Raw genomic sequence first — 20257 nt, forward strand, 5'->3', positions numbered from 1 at the left:
ATGAGCCCGGTACAATACCGAGCTCATGCCCAACTGGTTGCATAAAAATAGTTGTCTAACTTTAAGGGGTCACTTCAATCTGTGGGCTGCTTTTTTCCTATGAGAAGCAACCAAATTAGATCCTCTATTTAAGCTTTGTGTTACCTGGATATAGACCGTATTCCTTAGTCAGAGCGGTCTATTTCTTTTTCACGTAGGTAAGCAATGCCAGAATAAACATGCCAAACCCCTGATCATCAAGGAAATCGCGTCTTTAACCTCCATGGGCATCACTTCCCTTCGGGGAGACTAGCCGACCGCCCTTTTAGCCGTATGTTGTACTGGCAAAGTATATCATAAAACAATCGCTTTTAAGATTGAAAATGCTTAAATGCGTAATTGTGGTAACAAATGACCCGACTAAGATAGACATTATCTTAGCCGGGTTATTTTACGACGGCAGCGCCTTGACATCCTGAACAGGCATTCACTATAATTCAGATAGAAATCGCTTCCACTTTTCTTTTTATTTATTCTGTGGAACCGGTTCCTTGAAATGTGTAGCTAAGTCTCATTCACTGTTTATGAATGTAATCTCTAAATAAGGTGGCATCGTTATGTTTAAATGGTTGAAAAAGAAGGCGGCTCCTCGTATTGAACAATTTGACATGGTAGCACCAATCAAGGGAAAAGTGGTTTCCCTTGAAGAGGTTCCAGATCCTGCGTTCTCCACGAAGGCTATGGGGGAAGGTATCGCTATTCATCCGACTGAAGGTAAAGTGACTGCTCCTTTCGCGGGTAAAGTGGTCCACGTGATGGAGAAAAGTAAGCATGCTCTAATCATTGAGCATGAATCCGGTGTACAAATTTTGATACATGTCGGGATTAATACAGTTTCCCTCAAAGGACAAGGGTTTAACCCTCACGTTCAAACAGGAGATAACATTAAAGCAGGGCAATTACTGATGGAGTTTGATCTAGACGCGATTCAACAGGGTGGCTTGCCTGTAATTACGCCGGTAATCGTTCCAGACGGGCAAGAGATGATCAGTCATGTGGAAATCTTGGAAGGTACATCCGCCTCTTCAGAGGTACCCGTATTAAGAGTTCACTTAAAAGCCTAGTCTCATTCAGAAAAGACTAGCCAGTAATTCCTGGTTAGTCTTTTCTTTAGATGATTCACTGACTGGTCAAGGATCGGGTATGACCATGTGATCAAAAGCTAGGTTCACATATTTCAGATATCCGCTGATTACAATTGCCTCCGTACAGCCCTCCATGAAAGCAGATCACTTTTTTAATATCATATGGCAGCAGGTTTTTAAGAGATTCTTTGGCCATATTGAAATCACAGCAGTATTGCGGGTCTGGAGCCAATAATTTGCCGCTTACCACGCGTAGAGCATCTCCTGCAATCAGGGTTTGACTGGATTTATGATAGAAACTTAGGTGTCCTGGTGTATGTCCAGCAGTATCTATAACTACGATCCCCCCACAGAAGGGTAATTCCTCTCCGGCAACGATGGTGGAGTTTACAATAGCCTTTGGGGGATTTTCAAGTGTACGCCGGAATGCGTGTCTCCACTCTACCGGAACGGATTCGGGCATGGCGCTTACAGCTTGATCTATTGCTTCTGGAGTCAGCTTTATAAGCTGTTGTTCTCCCTGTATATAAGGCTTTTCGATAGAACTGGCTAATACTTGAACTGGGGATGAAGAAGCCCGGATTATATCTGCTAAACTGCCGATATGATCAAGATCTTGGTGTGTTATTAATATGAAGGTAAGTTTATGGATTGTTAATCCGGTGCCTAGAATAGCCTCATGCAAAAGTGAGAGTTGCCCGGGGTAAGCCGTATCAACTAAAATCATGTTATCTTCGTCCCACATTAAAGTGGGGTGAATACTCTCTATACTTCCCATAATGTTAGCAGAAACCTGGAGCATGTGTATTCCCTTGTCTAATTGCATCGAATCCCTCCCATAAGAGTTGATGTAATACCAAGGAATCGTATCATGAAATATAAATATGTAAACATATATTATATCACAAAAATAATTATTTGTAAATACATAGAATTTTAAATTTGTGTGACAGTTAGGAGTGATGACGTGAAGAAAATTTATTTTGTCAGACATGCCCAAGCAACAGGACAGGAACCAGATGCCCGACTTACCGATGAGGGTACCCGACAAGCTGAGTTGTTAGTTGATTTTATGGAGAATGTAGGTGTGGAATATATTGTGTCCAGCCCGTGGAAACGGGCCGTGCGAACCATTCAGCCCTTGGCTGAACGGAAACAGTTGCAGGTGTATACTGATGTACGTCTTCAAGAACGGGTACTTAGCCATGAGCATTTGGACCATTGGCTGGACGTGCTGGAACAGACCTATTTGGACGAGGACTTGAAGCTGGAGGGAGGGGAATCATCCCGTGAAGCAGTAGATCGAGGAATCCAGCTTGTTCAGGAGCTTATAGAGCGGGCGGAAAAAACGGTTATCATTGTAACTCATGGAGCTTTACTATCTCTTCTCATTCGACATTACGATCCGCAGTTTGGGTTTGAGGACTGGAAAAAGATTTCGAATCCCGACGTGTATTTGCTAGAGCTGAAAGAAGCAGAAGCCAAGATTCACAGAGTGTGGAATACGGGTTGAAATGAATAAAGCACGTTCACCATAAGTGCAGAATGGAATCGAAAGGGGAGGCGCATGTTGAATGCAAACCGTTTTTTAGAATTAGAAAAGGCGTTGTTTCAAGCTTGGTCTTTGGAGTCTAGTTCTAAATGGACAGCAAATAATCCTGCGGCTGGACAATGTGGTGTCACAACGCTTGTCGTTCAGGACAGGCTTGGCGGCGATATTTTGAGGACATGGCTGGATAGTGGCTGGCATTATTACAACCGTATTGGTGAGGACATTATAGATTTTACGAGGTCGCAATTTTCAATCTCTCCACAATATCAGGATGTATACTCCAACCGGGAGGAGGCTTTTTCGGACACCAATGCAGAGCAGTATGCAGCCTTAAGTCGGAGATTAAAGGAATTTCTAAACGAAGAAGAATAAGGGGATTTAAATCTGGATGCAGTCATAAAGACGTGATTTTTGAACCTGATCCAATGGAAGGTACTTTTTGTTGCCCAATATACATTAAAGAGCTGAGTAATCAGTAAAATTCTTGAAGATAAAAGCTGTATTTACGTTATAAAATGGGCTATACTGAGGTAAGAATAGTAAAGGAGTCGTGCGCTAACACGACTCCAGTATACAACCACTGCTTAAAGAGCAGTCGGCAGTAGGGTCCAACAATAGACCGTTACCCTGGATCGGGGCGGTCTATTTCTTTTTCATGTAGGTAAGCAATGCCAGAATGAACATGCCGAACATGATCATCAAGGAGATTGCGTCTTGAGATATTAATTACTTAATTACGTATTTTCTTGGAGAGTACTATAAAATAAACTCTAATGCAGCCAATGACCGGGAATGCTTAGAGAAGGGGGCAGTTTGGTTTTACAATTGCCCTTAGCCGAATTTAATTGCGCCTGTGTAAGAAAGATACTTCCTTCCAGATTAGCCCCACTTAAATCAGCATCTCTAAAATCCGTACCGATCAAGTCTGTCATTCTCAGATCAGCCTCTCGCAGATCAGCAGCAATCATTAAAACCCCTCTCAGGTTGGTACCTCTAAGATTAGCGCCTCTCAAATTGGCCCCGATAAGGTCTCTACTCCTGATTTTTTTACTATATTTATTGTGCTCCACGTTTTTCTTACCTTTTTCTCGTACTAACTCACTTGTTTGTAAAAGTAAATCATTGACTAACGCCCTATGGGTTGGTACATGAAGATTTATGAGGGATTTTGGATCTTGATCCGTAAGCTGCTCGGTTTTCGCCATAGCTTTTTGTAAGTCTGTATAGATGGGTTGAGTTTCTTTTAAGTTAAGGGCTTCATTGAGGTAATAAAGCATTTCATGAAGCTGTTGCATGATGGGAAATATATTGAACATTTCCTCAGCTATTGCCGGATCGTCTCGCCAGCTTTTTCCCTTGTATGTAACTTGGGAAACTTTTTGACCTGCTCCAAAGCAATCATATACCGTACAGCCTCGCAAGCCGTTGTTTCTTAGATTCTTATGAATATCACAACGATAATCCGCATTTAGGTTTTGACAAGGGGTTCCTCCATCCTTATTAAAAGCAAAATCAGCTGATTTTGCATAAGGCAAGGCTACACAGCATAAACCAAAACATTGTTCACAATTTGCACTATACAATAAACACACATCCTTTTACTGGCACCTATTAAATATAATATTACCAAAAAAAGATGGAGCATGGTCTATTGTTTTTTCGTAGACTTCTAGAGTCTGCTGGATCGTTTAGAGAAGAAATTTAGTCTTTTGCCAGGTTCAATTGCCATGAGACTCCGTATTTATCTTCAACCCACCCAAATTGTTGGCTTACGGGAGAGGCTTCAAGGGGCATTAGAACTCGGCCTTCCTGAGATAGCTGGTCAAACACGCTATGGATTTCTTCTTCCGAATCACAAGTGACGAATAGCGATAGAGCTGGGGTAAAAGGGTGTTTGTCCTGATGGTTATAGTCTATAGCCATAAAAGTCTGCCCTTTGAGGTTGAATACGGCATGTAACACGGTCCCATCTTCCTGATGAAAAATGCTCATGATACCAGACGGCTTAAATACAGAGGTATAATATTGCATGGCTTCTTCTGCTTGACCGGAGAACATGAAAAATGTTGTGATTTTTGGACTGGAATCATGCATGAGATCAACTCCCTAGATTGTATCGTAGATGATAACATCTTTCCTCTTTTTTAATAGAAATATTCAGCATTAGAGAAGTGCTTCATGAAGACGTACACACGTGAAAGGAGAAAGACAGGATAATGGACGCGACAGCAAGACTTATGGATATGTTCGGCTCAGCTAAGAAGCTGGATGCCAGCATCATTTCTGCCTATACGGATGTGGTTGCCCAATATGGGACAGTGGAGGATGCGTGGGAGTTATATAGGCTTTTTGTAGAAGATCCCCATCATTATATCCGGGGGTTGCTCCTTCAGCCGATCATGAGATGCGGGGATGTTACTTTGGCGCAGGATATGTACGAGCGTTACGTCCGAAATCAGGCATCCCCAGAACATATACCTGACGGTGTGCTGTATGCGCTAGGTTATTTGGGTTATGTGGAGGTTGCTGCTGATCTCGTCGCTTTGGTGAACGGACCGTATGGAGCTGTGTCTGTGGATGCCTGTTTGGGACTGGTACATCTTCCATGCGAAATGTATCGTGAGAAACTGGCGGCTGAATTGGAAAAAGCGCTGGATCAGAATTTGTTTAATGAATTCTTACCTCTGTTAAGCTTCAAATGCACGACTGAAGATATGATTCCGCGATTGGTACATTGGGGAGAGCAACATGCTTCCGTAGACTGTAATGCAGGAATTATTGCTGGAATCGCATTGTTTGGAGAAGGGCAGAAGGAGACGATCCGATCTATCCTGTGGAATCCGTTTTGGGAGGCTCATGGAACGGCTACAGGCAGTTGTGTGTGGTCTTATTTTGCTATGCAGCATGTAGGACTAACCTTTAGGGAGCTTGTTCAGGATATAAAAAGCTACGATACATCCAAAAAAGATGTACAGACATTGGAATACCGTTTGGACGTGCTACATGAGATGTTGGAACTAAAGCTAAGCTATACAGCCCGACCGATCCGGTTCGCTCGCAGCAATGAGGAATCATTTGGTCAGCTATATAGCGATTTGTTTAGCTGGTCTAACGAACATCACGATGACTCTATTATAGGCTGGATGAATGAACAGTTGGGGGTTGAGCACCGACTACTGGAACGGTATTATGAGCTAAGGAAACGAATCGAGATTAAAATGGTGCATGAAATTGAGCTGGAGCATGTTCAGAAAGGGAGTTAATCGTATCAGGAAATAAGAATTTTTGATGTAAAAGGACGAAATGGCGGAGTTTGGCGGCGATATGGGGATTCGCCCAGTCCGCGGGCTGATGTCCCGCATAGGATACATCAGCCTAGAACACAAGGAGTGAAACACATGTCTTTACTGCCACAAGTTCCTTTCGGAACGCAACCGGGTACTCCGGGTCCATTCACGCCGTCAGGTCCTTCGATTTCACAATTTCCTGATATGCAGGATTCGTTCCCATCTCCGATAGGTCCGCCACCAGGCCCAGGGCCTTTTTCGCCACAGCCGTTCTCACCGCCGCCGCAGGGGCCATTCGGTCCGCAAGGTGGGCAGCAAACTCAAGCACCAACTTCCCCACCACCGCAATTTACGCCACCCAAGCCGCTGGTTTCGGCGTATGCGGTTGACCCTGGAGCCATCTTTGGTTGTTTGTTCCGCAACACGTTTGTATGGCTGACGAACGGAGAGCGTTTCTGGATGTACCCTGTCTTTGTAGGCAGGACATCCGTAGCGGGTTTTCGGTGGAGTGGACGTTTTTGGTTTTATTATGGTGTAGACACTAACCGTATTGAGTCGTTTAGCTGTTATTGGTAATAGCGCAGCTTTAGGGAAGAGCGGGGCTTAACGGGATGATGGCTGATGGCACTGTCAAGAGAGGTAAATGGGCACATGAGGTAAAGTGAAGCGAAAATAAAAAGACTGAGAGAGCGCTCATCGCGTTCCCTCAGTCTTTTTTGCTATTCCATCCACCAACGTTTAAAATTGCCCCACCATGATTTCTTTTCGGCTTGTCGCTCCGCTTGGTCAGTTGGTGTTGATGCCGGTGGGTTATCTTGCCCCGACAGCGTCTCCTTCGGCTCCGTGCCGCTGACAAATACCTCCAGCCGCTTATCCGGGCTGTCCGGTGCAGCCAGTTTGCCGCTGGCCGGATCAATATAAGCGCTGACTACGCCGTCGGGGATAGGAAAGATTTTGGGCGGCACATTCTCCAGCGCTTTCTCCGTATATTGCGCAAAAATTGGAGCCGCCCTTCGGGCATCCTGTGTGCTGATGTCCTTGCCCTTGTCATAGCCAACCCAGACAGCGGTGGATAGTTCGGGGGTAAAGCCGACCATCCACGCATCGGTGTTGGTCGTGCCGCTCTTGCCGGCAACCGGGCGCTTGATCAGCTTCGCGACCCGGTTGCCGGTGCCGCCTTCTTCGAACACGCCTTCCATGAGGCGTGTGAGGACATAGGCGGAGGCGGGCTTCACCACCTGCACGGGCGCGGCTTGGGGCGCTTCGTACAGCGACCGCCCGGCCGCATCGGTAATGCGCAGCACTGCCACCGGAGCCACCTTTTGCCCGCCGCTGCCGATGACCGAGAAGGCCGAGGCCATCTCGAACGGGCTGACGGGTGACACGCCCAGCGCCAGCGAAGGTACGGGCTTGAGCTCGCTTGTAATGCCCATTTTGCTGGCGAGGTCCATGACCTTGTCCGTTCCCACCTTCAAAATGGTGCTAACGGCATAAATATTATCGGACGCCGCAATTGCGCGCCGAAGATCTATTTCGCCCAAGTATTTGTCTCCAAAATTTTTGGGCTTATAGGTCTTGCGGTTGTTATCGTAGTGGAACAACGTCGGTCGGCTTTCGAACTTGGACGTACTCGTCAATTCGCCGGAATCCAGCGCGCTCAGATACATAATCGGCTTGAAGGCTGAGCCCGGCTGCCGGGTTGTGGCCAGCGCATGATTATATTGATTTCCGACATAGTTCGTTCCGCCGACCATGGCCTTGACATGTCCGTTGCGCGGGTCCATGGAGATTAACGCGGTTTCCAGTCCGTTGCTGTTCTTCATGCCTTCGTTTACAGCCGCCTCGGCTGCCTGCTGCATGTGCATGTCCAGCGTGGTATAAATACTCAGTCCGCCATGCTCAAGCACCCCTTCGCTAATCCCAAGTTGATGAGTCGCCAGCTGGCGAACGTAATCGCGGAACCAGGGAGCGGTTTCCACTGTCCGGCGCTGGCTCTCGGGCCGCAGGGCCAGCATTTCCTCATAGGCCTTGGTGGCTTCAGCCGGAGTAATCTTGCCAGTGAGCGCCATGGAGTCCAGTACAATTTTCTGCCGATCCTTTGCATTTTTCATATGATTATACGGTGAATAGTAGGTCGGTCCTTTCGGAATACCCGCCAACAGGGCACTTTCGGCCAAATCCAGATCCTTTGCGGATTTACCGAAATACATTTGCGAAGCTGCTTCAATGCCATAGGCGCCGTGACCATAGTAAATTTCATTCAAATACATTTGCAGCAGCTCATTCTTGGTGTACTTCATTTCAAGCTGTGCGGTATAAATGGCCTCCTTGGCTTTGCGCGTCCACGTTTTCTCATGAGATAAGTACAGATTACGTGCAAGCTGCTGAGTCAGCGTGCTGGCCCCTTGCGACATATCCCAGCGGGTCAGATTAACGATTACCGCCCGGCCCAGACCTTTGAAATCAAAGCCAAAATGATCGTAAAACTTCCGATCTTCCACAGCCAGGGTAGCTGCAATCAAATCGGGTGAAATGTGATCAAGCTGGACCGGAATGGATTCCTTGCCTCCAGCAGAGAAAGTGGCGATGACTTGTCCCTGACTATCTAGCAGACGTGAATTCCGATCCGTATCCGCGAGCGGAAGGCTGGTCGTGTACAAATAGGCGAGCAGGATGCAGGCGGCGATGACCGTCAGAATAGTGAGAGACATCAGTCCTTGAAAGCATCGAAGCCAAAGCGGTTTACGCTTGGGGGATCGCCCGGTCGTATCGGTCATCATGCCACCTCCTTCCATAGTTGATGTTCTCAGTATAGTCAATCCGAAAGCGTCTATTCATCAGATACACACACGTATCTATTTTAAACAAGATTAAATCTCCAAATTGCTTTTGCAGTCCATTCAGGTATCACTTATAATGCAAAAAGTGTGAAATTCCAATGCGTTTGGTACAATAAATATAGCAAACTCGGCGTTTGCGTGTTGCTGATATAAGGAAAGTCAACGTTTATGCTAACGGATTGCCGGACACATACTTTGATCAGAAAGAAGGTTGGAATGATGGACTTGTGGTTTACGGAGAAGCAGACTCCCTCTTTCGGCATTACAGCAAAAATCAAACAAACCTATGTCTCTGAGAAAACAGATTTTCAGGATCTGGCTATGATCGAGACAGAGGAATTCGGCAATATGCTTGTTCTGGATGGCATGGTGATGACAACGGTTAAGGATGAATTTGTGTATCACGAAATGGTAGCACATCCGGCCTTGAATACACATCCGAATCCGAAAAAAGTTTTGGTTGTGGGCGGTGGCGATGGCGGCGTTATTCGTGAGGTCATCAAGCACCCTGAGGTAGAAAAGGCGGTATTGGTTGAGATCGACGGTAAGGTGATTGAATATTCCAAAAAATATTTGCCTGAAATCGCAGGGAAGCTGGACGAGCCTAATGTAGAAGTGCTAGTCAATGACGGATATATGCACATTATTGAACACAAAAATGAATACGACGTCATTATGGTCGATTCGACGGAGCCGGTAGGTCCGGCAGCCCCGCTGTTCGAGCGCGGGTTTTACCAAGGTATTTTTGAGGCGTTGAAGGAAGATGGCATTTTTGTTGCGCAAACGGATAACCCTTGGTTCAAGGCAGACCTGATTCAGAAAGTCAACAAAGATGTGAAGGAAATTTTCCCGATTGTGCGTGTGTATGGTGCGAACATTCCGACCTATCCGAGTGGTCTTTGGACATTCACGTTGGGGAGTAAGAAGTATGATCCGCTCGAAGTAGACGAGACCCGAATTCCAGAAATGGACACCCGATATTACAGTCCGCGTCTACACAAAGCGGCGTTTGTACTACCTAAGTTTGTAGAAGATTTAACGAAGTAAACATTTTAAAAAGCGCCTTAGTGGTCTTTATTGCCTGTTTTTGGGTGGGAAAGAGCGCTATAGGCGCTTTTTTTGTGTTGGATAAGATTTGAAAAAGGGTATAAAAGCATACTGGACACTGGATTTCCTTTTAAGATAAAAGAAGGAAATTTAAGGGTGTGCGTAGAATATACAAAAAACCAGACATTTAACAGATTTGTAATGTCAACAGGAACGGTTTGGTTATGGAAATACATAAATCGGCGATGTACCAAAGAGGGGGAAACTTTTTTGATCAGACGCTCTTTTTATTACCTGTGGGGGTCTCAGACAATCTCCAACGTAGCAGATATCATCTACATGTTGAGTGTAGTGGTATTGGTGTTCAGTTCAAGTAATTCCTTAATGACGACTATTTTAATTCCGTTGTTCCGATTGTCTGCCCAAGTACTTAGTGGGCTCGTTGCACCGATCGTCCTTGGCCGATTTCAGCTAACGCGCGTGTTGCTATTTTCCCAGTTTGGGCAGTTTGTCATTTTTACGCTGCTGCTGCTTTATTTGTGGATCGTACCTGAGCAGAGGTCGTTTCTATTTATTTTTGTGATGGTGTTTGGTATGTCTTTTCTGGATGGCTGGACAAATCCCGCGCGTAATGCGCTTGTACCCCGTTTGGCTACGGGTGAAGGACTAATGCGGGCCAACGGCATGGTAGCGGTCAGTGATCAGGTGGTCAAGTGTGCAGGCTGGGCGTTGAGCGGAATTATTGTGGCTTGGCTGGGTTCCCTGAATACGCTTGTGATCGCATCCTGTTGTTATCTTGTGGCTGTAACTGTCACGTCCTTCATCCGTGATCCGCTGGATCAGAAGGAATTAAGTCTTGAAGCTTCGGATTCCTCAACAAATCTAGTAGAACCTGCAAAGGGAAAGGAAAAAAACTCCCATTGGAAAGAGCTTGGGGAAGGCTGGAAAATCATTTGGCATAACCGTCGTATTCGTTCTCTGATGATCGTCGATAGTGTGGATAGTATTGGGGGAGTCTCCTGGCTCGGCGTATTTATTTTGGCGTACGTCAGCCAAGTGCTGCATCGGGATGCAAGCTGGTGGGGCTTTATGAATGCATCCTTTTTCTCGGGCACAATTTTGGGTGGATTGATTGTCGTCGGTTTGGTGAAGCGCTTGCAAAAGAACAGCTTTTTGTACATGCTCGGAGCGTTGCTGGTGTATGTACTGATTACAATTGTATTTGCGCTGAATACAATCCCCGTTGCTGCACTTATTCTTTTTGCTGTATCAGGCTTACCTGTTCAAATGGCAGGGATTATTCGCCGCACTTTGCTGCAAACCAGTGCACCGGCAGCTCAGCTGCCCAAAGTGATGGCGGGAATTGATGTGATTACAAATCTCGCTTTCGGTCTGTCCTTGTTATTCATGGGCTGGTATGCAGACCGTTTCGGTATGGTGCAGGTGTATTTGTTGGCTGCGATTATGACGACCATTGCTATCTTGATCGGCTGGTTGTACCGCAGGGATTTTCAGGAAAGTGAGCAAATGGATCATCCAACCGCTACGGGGGCAGGCATTTGAGCTTTGTTTCTTCCTGTGTCACAACAAAAAAAGCCGATTGCATAAGAGCAACCGACTTTTCCCCTTAACCCGCAGTGTTAGGCTGTAGTGAACTGGCTGTTATAGAGCGAGGCATAATGGCCGCCGCTGGCAAGCAGTCCCTCATGGGTACCGCTTTCCACGACATCGCCGTTTTTCATGTATAAAATCAAATCCGCTTCGCGGATGGTCGATAGTCTGTGGGCGATCACAAAGCTGGTGCGTCCGGCAATCATTTTCATAAATGCTTTTTGGATACGCGCTTCTGTCAGGGTATCTATGCTGCTGGTGGCTTCATCCAGGATCAGCATAGGTGGATCGACGAGGATCACCCTCGCGATGGTGAGCAGCTGTTTTTGGCCTTGCGACAGGCTGTCGCCTGACCCGCTAATGACCGTATCGTAGCCATGAGGCAGTTGCTTGATGAAGCTATGCGCATTGGCAGCTGTTGCAGCTGCGATGACTTCTTCATCCGTGGCCTCTGGCTTCCCGTAAGCGATATTGTCCCGAATGGTCCCGCTGAACAGCCATGTATCTTGAAGCACCATACCAAAGTTAGTCCGTAGGCTGTCCCGGCTCATGTCGTTGATATTCACCCCGTCGATGGATATCGAGCCGCTGTCTACATCGTAAAATCGCATGAGCAGATTGACGAGTGTGGTTTTGCCAGCTCCAGTCTGCCCGACAATGGCCACACGAGTGCCTGGCTTTACCTCCAAACTAAAGTTCGTAATGAGCGTACGTTCCGGGTTATAGGAGAATTTGACATGATCAAAAAGAATCGTGCCTTTGCTGTGCTCCAGCTGTACGGCGTTCGATTTTTCGGGCTGCTCTGGCGGTGAGTCCAAAATAGCAAATATGCGCTGAGCAGAAGCCGTAGCTGCCTGGAACTGGGTCAGCACACCCGTAATTTCATTAAAAGGCTTGGCGAACAAATTGGTATAAATCAGAAAGCTCGACAATCCGCCTACCGAGATCCCACCCAAAATAATGGAGATACAGCCAATCATGGCGGTGACTGAAAAAGTCATGTTGTTCACCAATCGGGTAGAGGGGTTGGACAGTGATCCGTAAAACTGCGATTTCACTCCGGCTTGATACAATTGTTCGTTTCTGGCCGAAAATTCCTCGAGCGAGCGGTTTTCATAATGAAAAGCGGTAACTACCCGTTGCCCGCCGATCATTTCTTCCACATAACCGTTCAGGCTTCCTAAAATTTTGGCCTGTTCGCGGAACATACGCTGCGATCTTGTGGTAATGAACCGTGCTACGCCATATGTGATCGGGGCAGACACCAATACGACCAACGTCATGATCGGACTGATATACAGCATGAGTACAATGGAGCCTATAATCGTAATAATCCCGGTAATCAATGTGGAAAAGCCCTGTAGTAATCCATCCGACACAGCATCCATATCGTTCACAAAACGGCTAATGCTGTCTCCTTGTGGATGAGTGTCATGAAAGCTTAATGGAAGGATATTAAAATGATCAAATAACTCCCGCCGCATATCATTTACGGTCTGATAAGCAATACGGTTCGTCAAATACGTGAGCAGCCAGCTAAATAGACTGCCTACAACATATACAATGCCTAATCCAGCTAGAATCTGCGCAATACCTTTAAAATCTACTACTCCCTTATCCACCATATGGTCGATAGCCTGACCAATCATGTAGGGTCCGATCAGACTGGCAAGCACGCTGAGAACTGCACTGACGATGACCCAACATGTTGTTGTTTTATATTGACCCACATAGGTTAACAATCTTCTCCAGGTTTCCTTGCCACTCATTGGTCTACCTCCTGCGTTGAGAGCTGGGAATGATTAATTTCCTGATATACATCTGAGCTGCTCATCAACTGTTCATGTGTGCCGATACCAACAATCCGTCCCTCATCAAACACAATTATTTTATCAGCATGCTGTACGCTGCTTACTCGTTGCGAGACCAACAGGACGGTCATGCTGGTGCTATTTTCCCGTAGCGATTTACGGAGGGCGGCGTCGGTTGCAAAATCGAGTGCGCTTGAAGAGTCATCCAAAATGAGGATTTGCGGATTGCCGACAATAGCTCGGGCAATGGTAAGTCGCTGCTTTTGTCCTCCTGACAAATTAAGCCCCCCTCGGGTGATCGGAGCATCGAATTTCTCCGGCAGGTTGGAAATGAACTCATCCGCTTGCGCGATTGCTGCTGCTTGAGCGACTTCCTCATCGGTGGCGTGTTCATGCCCCCAACGGATATTATCCGCTATAGTACCAGTGAACAGCAGTGCCTTCTGAGGGACAATTCCGATTTTCTGCCGCAATTGCTCGAGCTTATATTGCCGAACGTCGATGCCATCAACCTGCACACGACCCTCTACCGCATCATAGAAGCGGGGAATAAGATTCACAAAGGTGGATTTCCCAGAACCTGTTCCTCCGATGATGCCGACCGTTTCACCGGGATAGATGTTTACCACTATATCGCTCAGTGCCAGTTGTCCTGTCTTATTGTATCTAAAGGAAACATGATCAAAAGAGATGGCTGGTACAGCGCCATGCTCACTTGCTCCCTCCCTGTCTATAGATGTAGAAGTAGCAGCAGTGTCGGAAATCGAAGCTTGCGTGTCTAGGACCTCCTGAATACGCGCTGCTGAAGTGGCAGCTTTGGTGAACAAAATAATTAAATTGGTTACCACAATCAGAGCCAGTAAAATTTGCGTAATGTAATTAATAAAGGCAATAATCTCCCCTTGTGTAAGAGATCCATATTGGATATGGATACCGCCGATCCACAGGATAGCAATAATAGCTCCGTTCACCACCAACAAGGTGGCGGGGCTTAGCAAAGCAGAAATACGTCCGACACGAATAGCAGTCTGGGTCAGGTCATCTGAGGTGGCATTGAACTTTCCTCGTTCAGCTCCTCTTTTAGCAAATGCACGTATGACCCGTACGCCTGTAAGATTTTCGCTAAGTACCAGAGCGATTTTATCGAGTTTTTTCTGGTATAGCCGGTACAGGGGAGAAGCCTTCGTAATGACTACATACAGAATCAAAGCCAGAATCGGTGTAGCCGCCAACAGCACCAAAGCAAGGCGGAAGTCCAGAATCATGGACATGATAATCGCCCCGATACAAATAAAAGGAGCGCGAATGACCAAACGAATCAACATCGCTACAGCTGTTTGCAGCTGATTGACATCATTCGTAATCCGGTTGATAAGCGAGGGTGTACCGAATTTATCGAGATCAGCATAAGAAAACGAAGAAATATGCTTAAACATTCTATTGCGCAGCGTAGTTCCGAATCCTTGAGAGGCACGAGCTGCGTAAAACTGACAAACTAATGAACTGCCAAAGCCCAGTATAGTCATGAGTAACATCAAAAGACCCATCTGCCAAACATAATGGGTGTCTCCTTTACCTACACCATGATTGATCATTAAAGCAACCATCGTAGGCAGCAATAGTTCCAGGATGGCCTCAATTAGTTTAAACAGAGGTCCAAGAATCGTTTCCTTTTTATAGGGTTTCAAAAAAACAGCAAATTTCAGCAATTAAACCATCACCTAACCTAAATAATGTATCTAGCTTCATGCCGCAATAGCATAACTGAGTTTGATTATGGCATATCCCCAACCATATGAATAATATTTAATATATATTAGAGGTATAGGTTTTACATATATCAGTACCGGAGGTCCATAATGATGGAATTGAGACATCTCAAGTATTTTTTGGCGATTGCAGAGGCCGGACAGATTACAGCGGCAGCCAAAAAGCTGAAAATTGCACAGCCTCCCTTAAGTCAGCAGCTCATGCAGCTAGAGGAAGAGCTTGGCGTAAAGCTCGTGCATCGAGGCTCACGAAGCATCCAGTTGACGGAGGCCGGCATTATTTTACAGAACAGGGCCAAGCAGATTTTGGAGCTGACAGATGCCACGACAAGAGAGATAAACGATTTTGCCATGGGGATGAAAGGTACGCTCACCATTGGAACGGTCTCCTCCTCTGGGGCAACGCTGATGAAAGACAGGCTTTCCGAATTTCATAAAACCTATGCGGGTGTAAAATTTGAAATTCATGAGGGAAATACGTTCATGATTCTCGATCTTTTGAACAAAGGAATTGTCGAGGTCGGTATCGTCAGAACCCCTTTTAATGCTACCGATTTAGGGTGTAGATATGCGTCCACTGAGCCGATGATAGCAGTGATGACAGAAGAATATGACTGGAACCCTGAACAGAAGACCATTTCATTGTCTGAGTTGAAGAACAGGCCGCTCATCGTATATCGCCGCTTTGAACAATTGATCCACGATACCTGTATGAAGCATGGCTTTGAGCCGAATTTCTTTTGCAAAAACGACGATGCTCGCACCACGCTTCACTGGGCTAATGAAGGGCTGGGGATCGGTATGATTTCGCGGTCTGCGTTGTCACTCGGAAGCAATAACCAGTTAATCGTTAAGGAAATTATGTGTGAGGAATTGCATACGCGTGTGGCGGCTGTCTGGCTGAAGGATAAATACATGTCTTCTCTAGCCTCTCGATTCATTGAAAGTTTTAGCCAAGCATCCGATGGAGCTGACTTAAGGTAGCTGAATTTTTTGGATGAAAGCATCTTTTTGTAAAAACTCATTTGAATTGCAATCGGGAACTGGATATAGTAGTACAGTAGGATAGCAATAGAATGGAGTTTGAATACATGCCACATAATGCAAAGGTCCGAATCCGTCTTCATAGTCACCATGACGGAGAAGATGTGGTACAGGAACTTCCCGGAGAAGCGATCGTGCGTGGGAAGCATCTATATATAAGGTACGATGAGCCGCAAGAAAGTCCTGAGGGCGGTACGACACGGAACACAGTCAAAATCGGATCGGATGAGCTAAAACTGATTCGTCACGGTGAGGTACAATCAGAGCAGTCGTTTGCGCTGGGACGCAGGTTGCCTGGATTTTACCGCTCGCCTTATTTAAACCTGAACATGTCTGCGCATACGCAGAAGCTCGATATTCGGATGGATGGTTTCACCGGACATGTGAGCTGGACCTATGATCTGTACGTATTTGAGGATTTCTCGGGGCATTTTGCCATCAGTTTGCATATACAGGAGGAGCAATAATCATGACAAGCAATCCACTGGAACTTATTAATCAAAAGGTGACTTCAGCAATCGAAGCGGCAGTGCTGGCTACCGGAATCGTGAGCCGCGAAGAGCTGCCGACCATTACGCTGGAGGTGCCAAAGGACAAGTCACACGGTGATTTGGCTACCAACGCTGCGATGCAGCTCACCCGCATTGCGAAGAAGAACCCACGGCAAATCGCTGAAGATTTGATCGCGAATATGGATTTAGCTTCCGCTTCTATTGAAAGTGCGGAAATCGCTGGACCGGGCTTTATTAACTTTCGCCTGAACAAGAGCTACCTGTATGCAGTCATTGGACAAGTGCAGGAGCAGGGGGCAGATTACGGGCGTATACAGGAAGGTGCAGGCAAAAAGGTACAAATCGAGTTTGTCAGCGCCAATCCGACAGGTAGCCTTCACTTAGGTCATGCACGTGGTGCAGCCGTAGGGGATGCTCTCTGCAACGTGCTTGATTTTGCCGGATACAAAGTAACTCGTGAATACTACATTAATGATGCGGGCAACCAGATTTACAACATGAGCCGCTCTATTGAAGCGCGTTATTTGCAGGAGCTGGGACAGCCTGCGGAGATGCCGGAGGATGGTTACCATGGTGAGGATATCATCGGGTTTGCCAAGGAACTGGTGGCCGAAAAGGGCGATTCTCTGTTGTCCATGGAACCGGGAGATCGAGCAGCTTATTTCCGTGACTACGGTCTGGAAAAGGAACTGAACAAGATCAAGCGCGATCTGGAGCTGTTCCGTGTACCTTTTGACTCCTGGTTCAGCGAAACGTCGCTGTATGAAAACGGTGAAGTGCTTAAAGCGCTGAATGAGTTGCGTGACCGTGAGGAGATTTACGAGAAGGACGGAGCTACATGGCTGAATACGACCAAGTACGGCGACGATAAAGACCGTGTCTTGATCAAAAATGACGGTACATATACGTACCTGACCCCGGATATCGCTTACCATCGTGATAAATATGCTCGTGGGTATGACACGATCATCAACATCTGGGGAGCGGATCACCACGGCTACATTCCACGGATGAAGGCAGCAATGGAAGCACTGGGCAATGATCCAGATAAGCTTAAAGTGCTGATTGCCCAAATGGTCAGCTTGTTCCAAAATGGGGAAAAAGTAAAAATGTCCAAACGTACCGGCAAGGCCGTGACGATGGAAGATCTGATGGAAGAAGTGGGTGTAGACGCGATCCGTTACTTCTTCACTATGCGCAGCATGGATTCGCACCTGGATTTTGACATGGATTTGGCGATTTCCACTTCCAATGAGAATCCAGTATTCTACGTACAATATGCGCACGCACGTGCATGCAGCGTATATCGTCAAGCCGAAGAGCAAGGTATTGCTGTCCTGCCGTTGGCAGAAGTTGACTTGTCCAAGCTGACGGCTGAACATGAATACGATCTGTTACGCAAAATCGGCGAACTGCCGGAAGAAGTATCGGTAGCGGCTGCAAACTTTGCACCACACCGTATGATTCGCTATGTCTACGAGCTGGCTTCATTGTTCCACAGCTACTATAAGGCAGAGCGCGTCATCACAGAGGATGCCGCTCAAACACAGGCACGCTTGGCGTTGTTTGGTGCGGTGCGCACGACCATTGCCAACGTACTGAAGCTGGTGGGCGTGTCTGCACCAGAACGTATGTAAGCAAACAACTTAACGTAATGACCTTGTAGTCATATAATTAATAATAAAAGGAACCGTTCGTATCACCCTCAACAGGGTGGCGATTCGGTTCCTTTTTATGTTGGATTAGCTTAGTAGCGTTCCAGTACCAAATTCGTTTTCAGGGAATCGGCGGGAACCAGCCATCCTTTGGATTGCAGCAGGTTCATCAGCTTGGTGCGGTTGCTGGCGGCAACACTGTAATCCGAGGTTTTGAAGGAGATTTCGATAATATGCTCTGTACCTGATCCGTTTGCGCTGCGAATAGGCCATATTTCAACGTCGGTATCCAATCCCTGAAAGCTACCCTCGTATTTACTGACCTGTACAGGACCGCGTACTCTGGAGTCTGCCAAGGTTTGTTTGCCCCAATTGCTGTTTTTCCAGTTTTGCAGCTTGCCCGGAAGATTATCCTGCAATTGCTTTAATGCTTGATCTGGGGAAGGCAGAGCCAATCCTTTGGAGGCGTTTGTTTTTTTATCATTGGAAAAGCTTAGTGTTTGCTTGTTGTATCCCCAATCCACCTCAGCCTCATAATTATCATCAGATGCGCTGAACCCTTCTTTATTCGCTTGGGTGAGCGCCGCGTCAATATTTCCATTTGTGACCGTATAGCGCTTTTTGTAGGTTAATTCATAATTTTTTTTGTCCTCTTTTTTGCGAAATCTCACGTTCCAGCCCTCGTCATTCAATTGCAATGAATTTGTATCAAAATACTCGACGCTCAATCGTTGTGCATCGTTGCTAATTTGAAACTCGTTCACGATGCCACTTTTTAATGAGCCATCCGCATTGAGGACCTGAGCCGTATCCAGTAGTAGCTTCACCTCATAGCTTGGTGTGGCATTGGCGGCGGCTTGTACCGGTTCTGCTCCTTTCCATCCTGTTACGAGCAGTACTGCACTCAGAGTTACTACCGACATCAATTTGGTGATACGAAGGCCTGTTTTCATTTCATCCTCTCCTGTTCGTCCGAATAGGTTACACGCTACACTTTACGGGTGTATTGTCAGTCGTATGTCAAAGCAAGAGGAGACTCCGGTTAAAAAATTACATAATTTCTATATGACAGGTAAGATTTAATCTTGGTTCCATGACAAATATTCGGTGAATCTGTGAATGAGCGCCGAGCGATGACGGTCTTTGTTGCTGACCATATAGATGTACCGCTCAACAGACTGCCCCGGAATAGGTCTTACAACCAGTAAGCCCCGCTCAACCTCTGATTGAACGGCAATGCGAGAGACAAAGGAGATGTGTTCTCCCAGCATAACCGCCTGTTTAATGGCTTCCAATGAATCCAGCTCCAGGTAGGAAGGAAGTCGCCGACTCCCACGCTCCAGCCATTTGTCGGTCACATGGCGTGTGCTGGATTCCTTGCCATGTAATACGAAGGAGGAAGAAGAGATAAGCTCGGGCGTCAAATCGGTTTTGTTGGCGAGCGGATGAGTGGGTGAGCAGATGAGTATCAGTTCATCTTCGCCCAAGGATTCGGAGAGTAGCGTTGGGGATTGAAACGGCTCTGCCGAAATAATGCCGAGGTCAATTTCGTGGCGAGCGAGCATGTCCTTGATCACGGGCGCTGTTTTCACAGACAAGGCGATGTGGATGCCCGGATGCTCACGGGCAAAGCGGTGCAGCACAGCAGGAAGTAGGTAGGTAGCGGGTACATAGCTTGCGCCAATACGTATACTTCCCCGCTGGAGCGTATCGAACTCGCGGACGACTCGCTCAGCTTCAGCAGCCAGTGCATTAATTTTGCTGGCATAGTGCAGCAGTGCATTTCCGGCATCCGTCAGGATGATTTTGCCCATACGTGTGTCAAACAGCTTTACTCCGAATTCACGCTCCAGATTTTTCATATGAAAAGTAACGGTGGGTTGCTTCAGGCCAAGAAGCTCGGCGACTGTGGTGATTTTATGATGCTTATTTAGCAGCTCTACAATATGTAACTTTAGAAGACTTAAGTTCACTTAGAATGCCTCGCTTTCAGGTTAATCGAACA

Annotated in this window: 19 protein-coding genes and 1 pseudogene; 10 read left to right on the top strand and 10 right to left on the bottom strand. The window is 46.6% G+C overall.

Annotation, left to right across the window (positions count from 1 at the left end; all coding sequences use genetic code 11):
* Positions 1-178: 178 nt before the first annotated feature.
* Positions 179-229: pseudogene (locus NLX74_RS25965) on the bottom strand (putative holin-like toxin); the annotation flags it as partial.
* 367 nt (positions 230-596) lie between these two features.
* Between NLX74_RS25965 and NLX74_RS24725 the strand changes: the two are divergent.
* Positions 597-1103 (top strand): PTS sugar transporter subunit IIA, encoded by a 507-nt coding sequence (locus tag NLX74_RS24725; protein ID WP_235306879.1) that lies wholly within the window; start codon positions 597-599, stop codon positions 1101-1103.
* A gap of 91 nt (positions 1104-1194) precedes the next feature.
* Here NLX74_RS24725 and NLX74_RS24730 read toward each other — a convergent pair whose 3' ends face one another.
* Positions 1195-1950 carry an MBL fold metallo-hydrolase gene (locus NLX74_RS24730; RefSeq protein WP_254330858.1) on the bottom strand — a complete coding sequence of 252 codons (756 nt, stop codon included), beginning with the start codon at positions 1948-1950 and terminating at the stop codon, positions 1195-1197.
* Positions 1951-2091: 141 nt separating this feature from the next.
* Between NLX74_RS24730 and NLX74_RS24735 the strand changes: the two genes are divergently transcribed.
* Together NLX74_RS24735 and NLX74_RS24740 are read left to right on the top strand one after the other, a co-directional pair.
* The gene (locus NLX74_RS24735) at positions 2092-2637 is read left to right on the top strand and encodes a histidine phosphatase family protein (protein WP_254330860.1); all 546 of its coding nucleotides are present in this window, start codon (positions 2092-2094) and stop codon (positions 2635-2637) included.
* A 57-nt stretch (positions 2638-2694) separates the two neighbouring features.
* Positions 2695-3048, top strand: a complete 354-nt coding sequence (locus NLX74_RS24740) for a YunG family protein (RefSeq protein ID WP_254330874.1) — start codon at positions 2695-2697, stop codon at positions 3046-3048.
* A 270-nt stretch (positions 3049-3318) separates the two neighbouring features.
* Here NLX74_RS24740 and NLX74_RS24745 read toward each other — a convergent pair whose 3' ends face one another.
* The 3 genes from NLX74_RS24745 to NLX74_RS24755 all read right to left on the bottom strand — a co-directional run bounded on the left by NLX74_RS24745 (position 3319) and on the right by NLX74_RS24755 (position 4770).
* Positions 3319-3399, bottom strand: coding sequence for a putative holin-like toxin (locus tag NLX74_RS24745; protein ID WP_322175755.1), 81 nt, complete (start codon positions 3397-3399; stop codon positions 3319-3321).
* Between the two features lie 47 nt (positions 3400-3446).
* On the bottom strand, positions 3447-4259 hold the full coding sequence (locus NLX74_RS24750; protein ID WP_254330861.1) for a pentapeptide repeat-containing protein: 813 nt from the start codon (positions 4257-4259) through the stop codon (positions 3447-3449).
* 118 nt (positions 4260-4377) lie between these two features.
* On the bottom strand, positions 4378-4770 hold the full coding sequence (locus NLX74_RS24755) for a VOC family protein (RefSeq protein ID WP_013308197.1): 393 nt from the start codon (positions 4768-4770) through the stop codon (positions 4378-4380).
* 119 nt (positions 4771-4889) lie between these two features.
* Here NLX74_RS24755 and NLX74_RS24760 point away from each other — a divergent pair, with 119 nt between their 5' ends.
* Together NLX74_RS24760 and NLX74_RS24765 are read left to right on the top strand one after the other, a co-directional pair.
* Positions 4890-5939 carry a hypothetical protein gene (locus tag NLX74_RS24760; protein ID WP_367997064.1) on the top strand — a complete coding sequence of 350 codons (1050 nt, stop codon included), beginning with the start codon at positions 4890-4892 and terminating at the stop codon, positions 5937-5939.
* A 135-nt stretch (positions 5940-6074) separates the two neighbouring features.
* Positions 6075-6539 (top strand): transporter, encoded by a 465-nt coding sequence (locus tag NLX74_RS24765; RefSeq protein ID WP_254330863.1) that lies wholly within the window; start codon positions 6075-6077, stop codon positions 6537-6539.
* A 143-nt stretch (positions 6540-6682) separates the two neighbouring features.
* On the opposite strand, the gene NLX74_RS24770 is transcribed toward NLX74_RS24765, so the two are convergent.
* Positions 6683-8740: a transglycosylase domain-containing protein gene (locus NLX74_RS24770; RefSeq protein ID WP_254330864.1), complete on the bottom strand. Its 2058-nt coding sequence runs from the start codon at positions 8738-8740 to the stop codon at positions 6683-6685.
* A 282-nt stretch (positions 8741-9022) separates the two neighbouring features.
* On the opposite strand from NLX74_RS24770, the gene speE reads away from it, so the two are divergent.
* Together speE and NLX74_RS24780 are read left to right on the top strand one after the other, a co-directional pair.
* Positions 9023-9850 carry a polyamine aminopropyltransferase gene (gene speE, locus NLX74_RS24775; protein WP_053324352.1) on the top strand — a complete coding sequence of 276 codons (828 nt, stop codon included), beginning with the start codon at positions 9023-9025 and terminating at the stop codon, positions 9848-9850.
* Between the two features lie 270 nt (positions 9851-10120).
* On the top strand, positions 10121-11413 hold the full coding sequence (locus NLX74_RS24780; protein ID WP_254330865.1) for an MFS transporter: 1293 nt from the start codon (positions 10121-10123) through the stop codon (positions 11411-11413).
* A 77-nt stretch (positions 11414-11490) separates the two neighbouring features.
* Here NLX74_RS24780 and NLX74_RS24785 read toward each other — a convergent pair whose 3' ends face one another.
* On the bottom strand, positions 11491-13230 hold the full coding sequence (locus NLX74_RS24785) for an ABC transporter ATP-binding protein (RefSeq protein WP_254330866.1): 1740 nt from the start codon (positions 13228-13230) through the stop codon (positions 11491-11493).
* Positions 13227-14981, bottom strand: a complete 1755-nt coding sequence (locus NLX74_RS24790; RefSeq protein WP_254330867.1) for an ABC transporter ATP-binding protein — start codon at positions 14979-14981, stop codon at positions 13227-13229. The genes NLX74_RS24785 and NLX74_RS24790 overlap by 4 nt, the downstream gene beginning before the upstream one ends.
* A 153-nt stretch (positions 14982-15134) precedes the next feature.
* Here NLX74_RS24790 and NLX74_RS24795 point away from each other — a divergent pair, with 153 nt between their 5' ends.
* From NLX74_RS24795 to argS, 3 genes are all read left to right on the top strand, one after another.
* Entirely contained in the window at positions 15135-16025 is an 891-nt protein-coding gene (locus NLX74_RS24795; protein ID WP_254330875.1) for a LysR family transcriptional regulator, read from the top strand.
* Between the two features lie 92 nt (positions 16026-16117).
* Complete coding sequence (locus NLX74_RS24800) at positions 16118-16552, top strand: YwiB family protein (protein ID WP_081112515.1); 435 nt, start codon at positions 16118-16120, stop codon at positions 16550-16552.
* A 2-nt stretch (positions 16553-16554) separates the two neighbouring features.
* Positions 16555-18234, top strand: a complete 1680-nt coding sequence (argS, locus tag NLX74_RS24805) for an arginine--tRNA ligase (RefSeq protein ID WP_028542578.1) — start codon at positions 16555-16557, stop codon at positions 18232-18234.
* A 110-nt stretch (positions 18235-18344) separates the two neighbouring features.
* Here argS and NLX74_RS24810 read toward each other — a convergent pair whose 3' ends face one another.
* The gene (locus NLX74_RS24810; protein WP_254330868.1) at positions 18345-19205 is read right to left on the bottom strand and encodes a hypothetical protein; all 861 of its coding nucleotides are present in this window, start codon (positions 19203-19205) and stop codon (positions 18345-18347) included.
* A 126-nt stretch (positions 19206-19331) separates the two neighbouring features.
* Positions 19332-20225, bottom strand: coding sequence for a LysR family transcriptional regulator (locus NLX74_RS24815; protein ID WP_254330869.1), 894 nt, complete (start codon positions 20223-20225; stop codon positions 19332-19334).
* Positions 20226-20257: the final 32 nt, after the last annotated feature.

Source organism: Paenibacillus sp. MZ03-122A, from assembly GCF_024213325.1.
Classification (GTDB): Bacteria; Bacillota; Bacilli; order Paenibacillales; family Paenibacillaceae; genus Paenibacillus; species Paenibacillus polymyxa_B.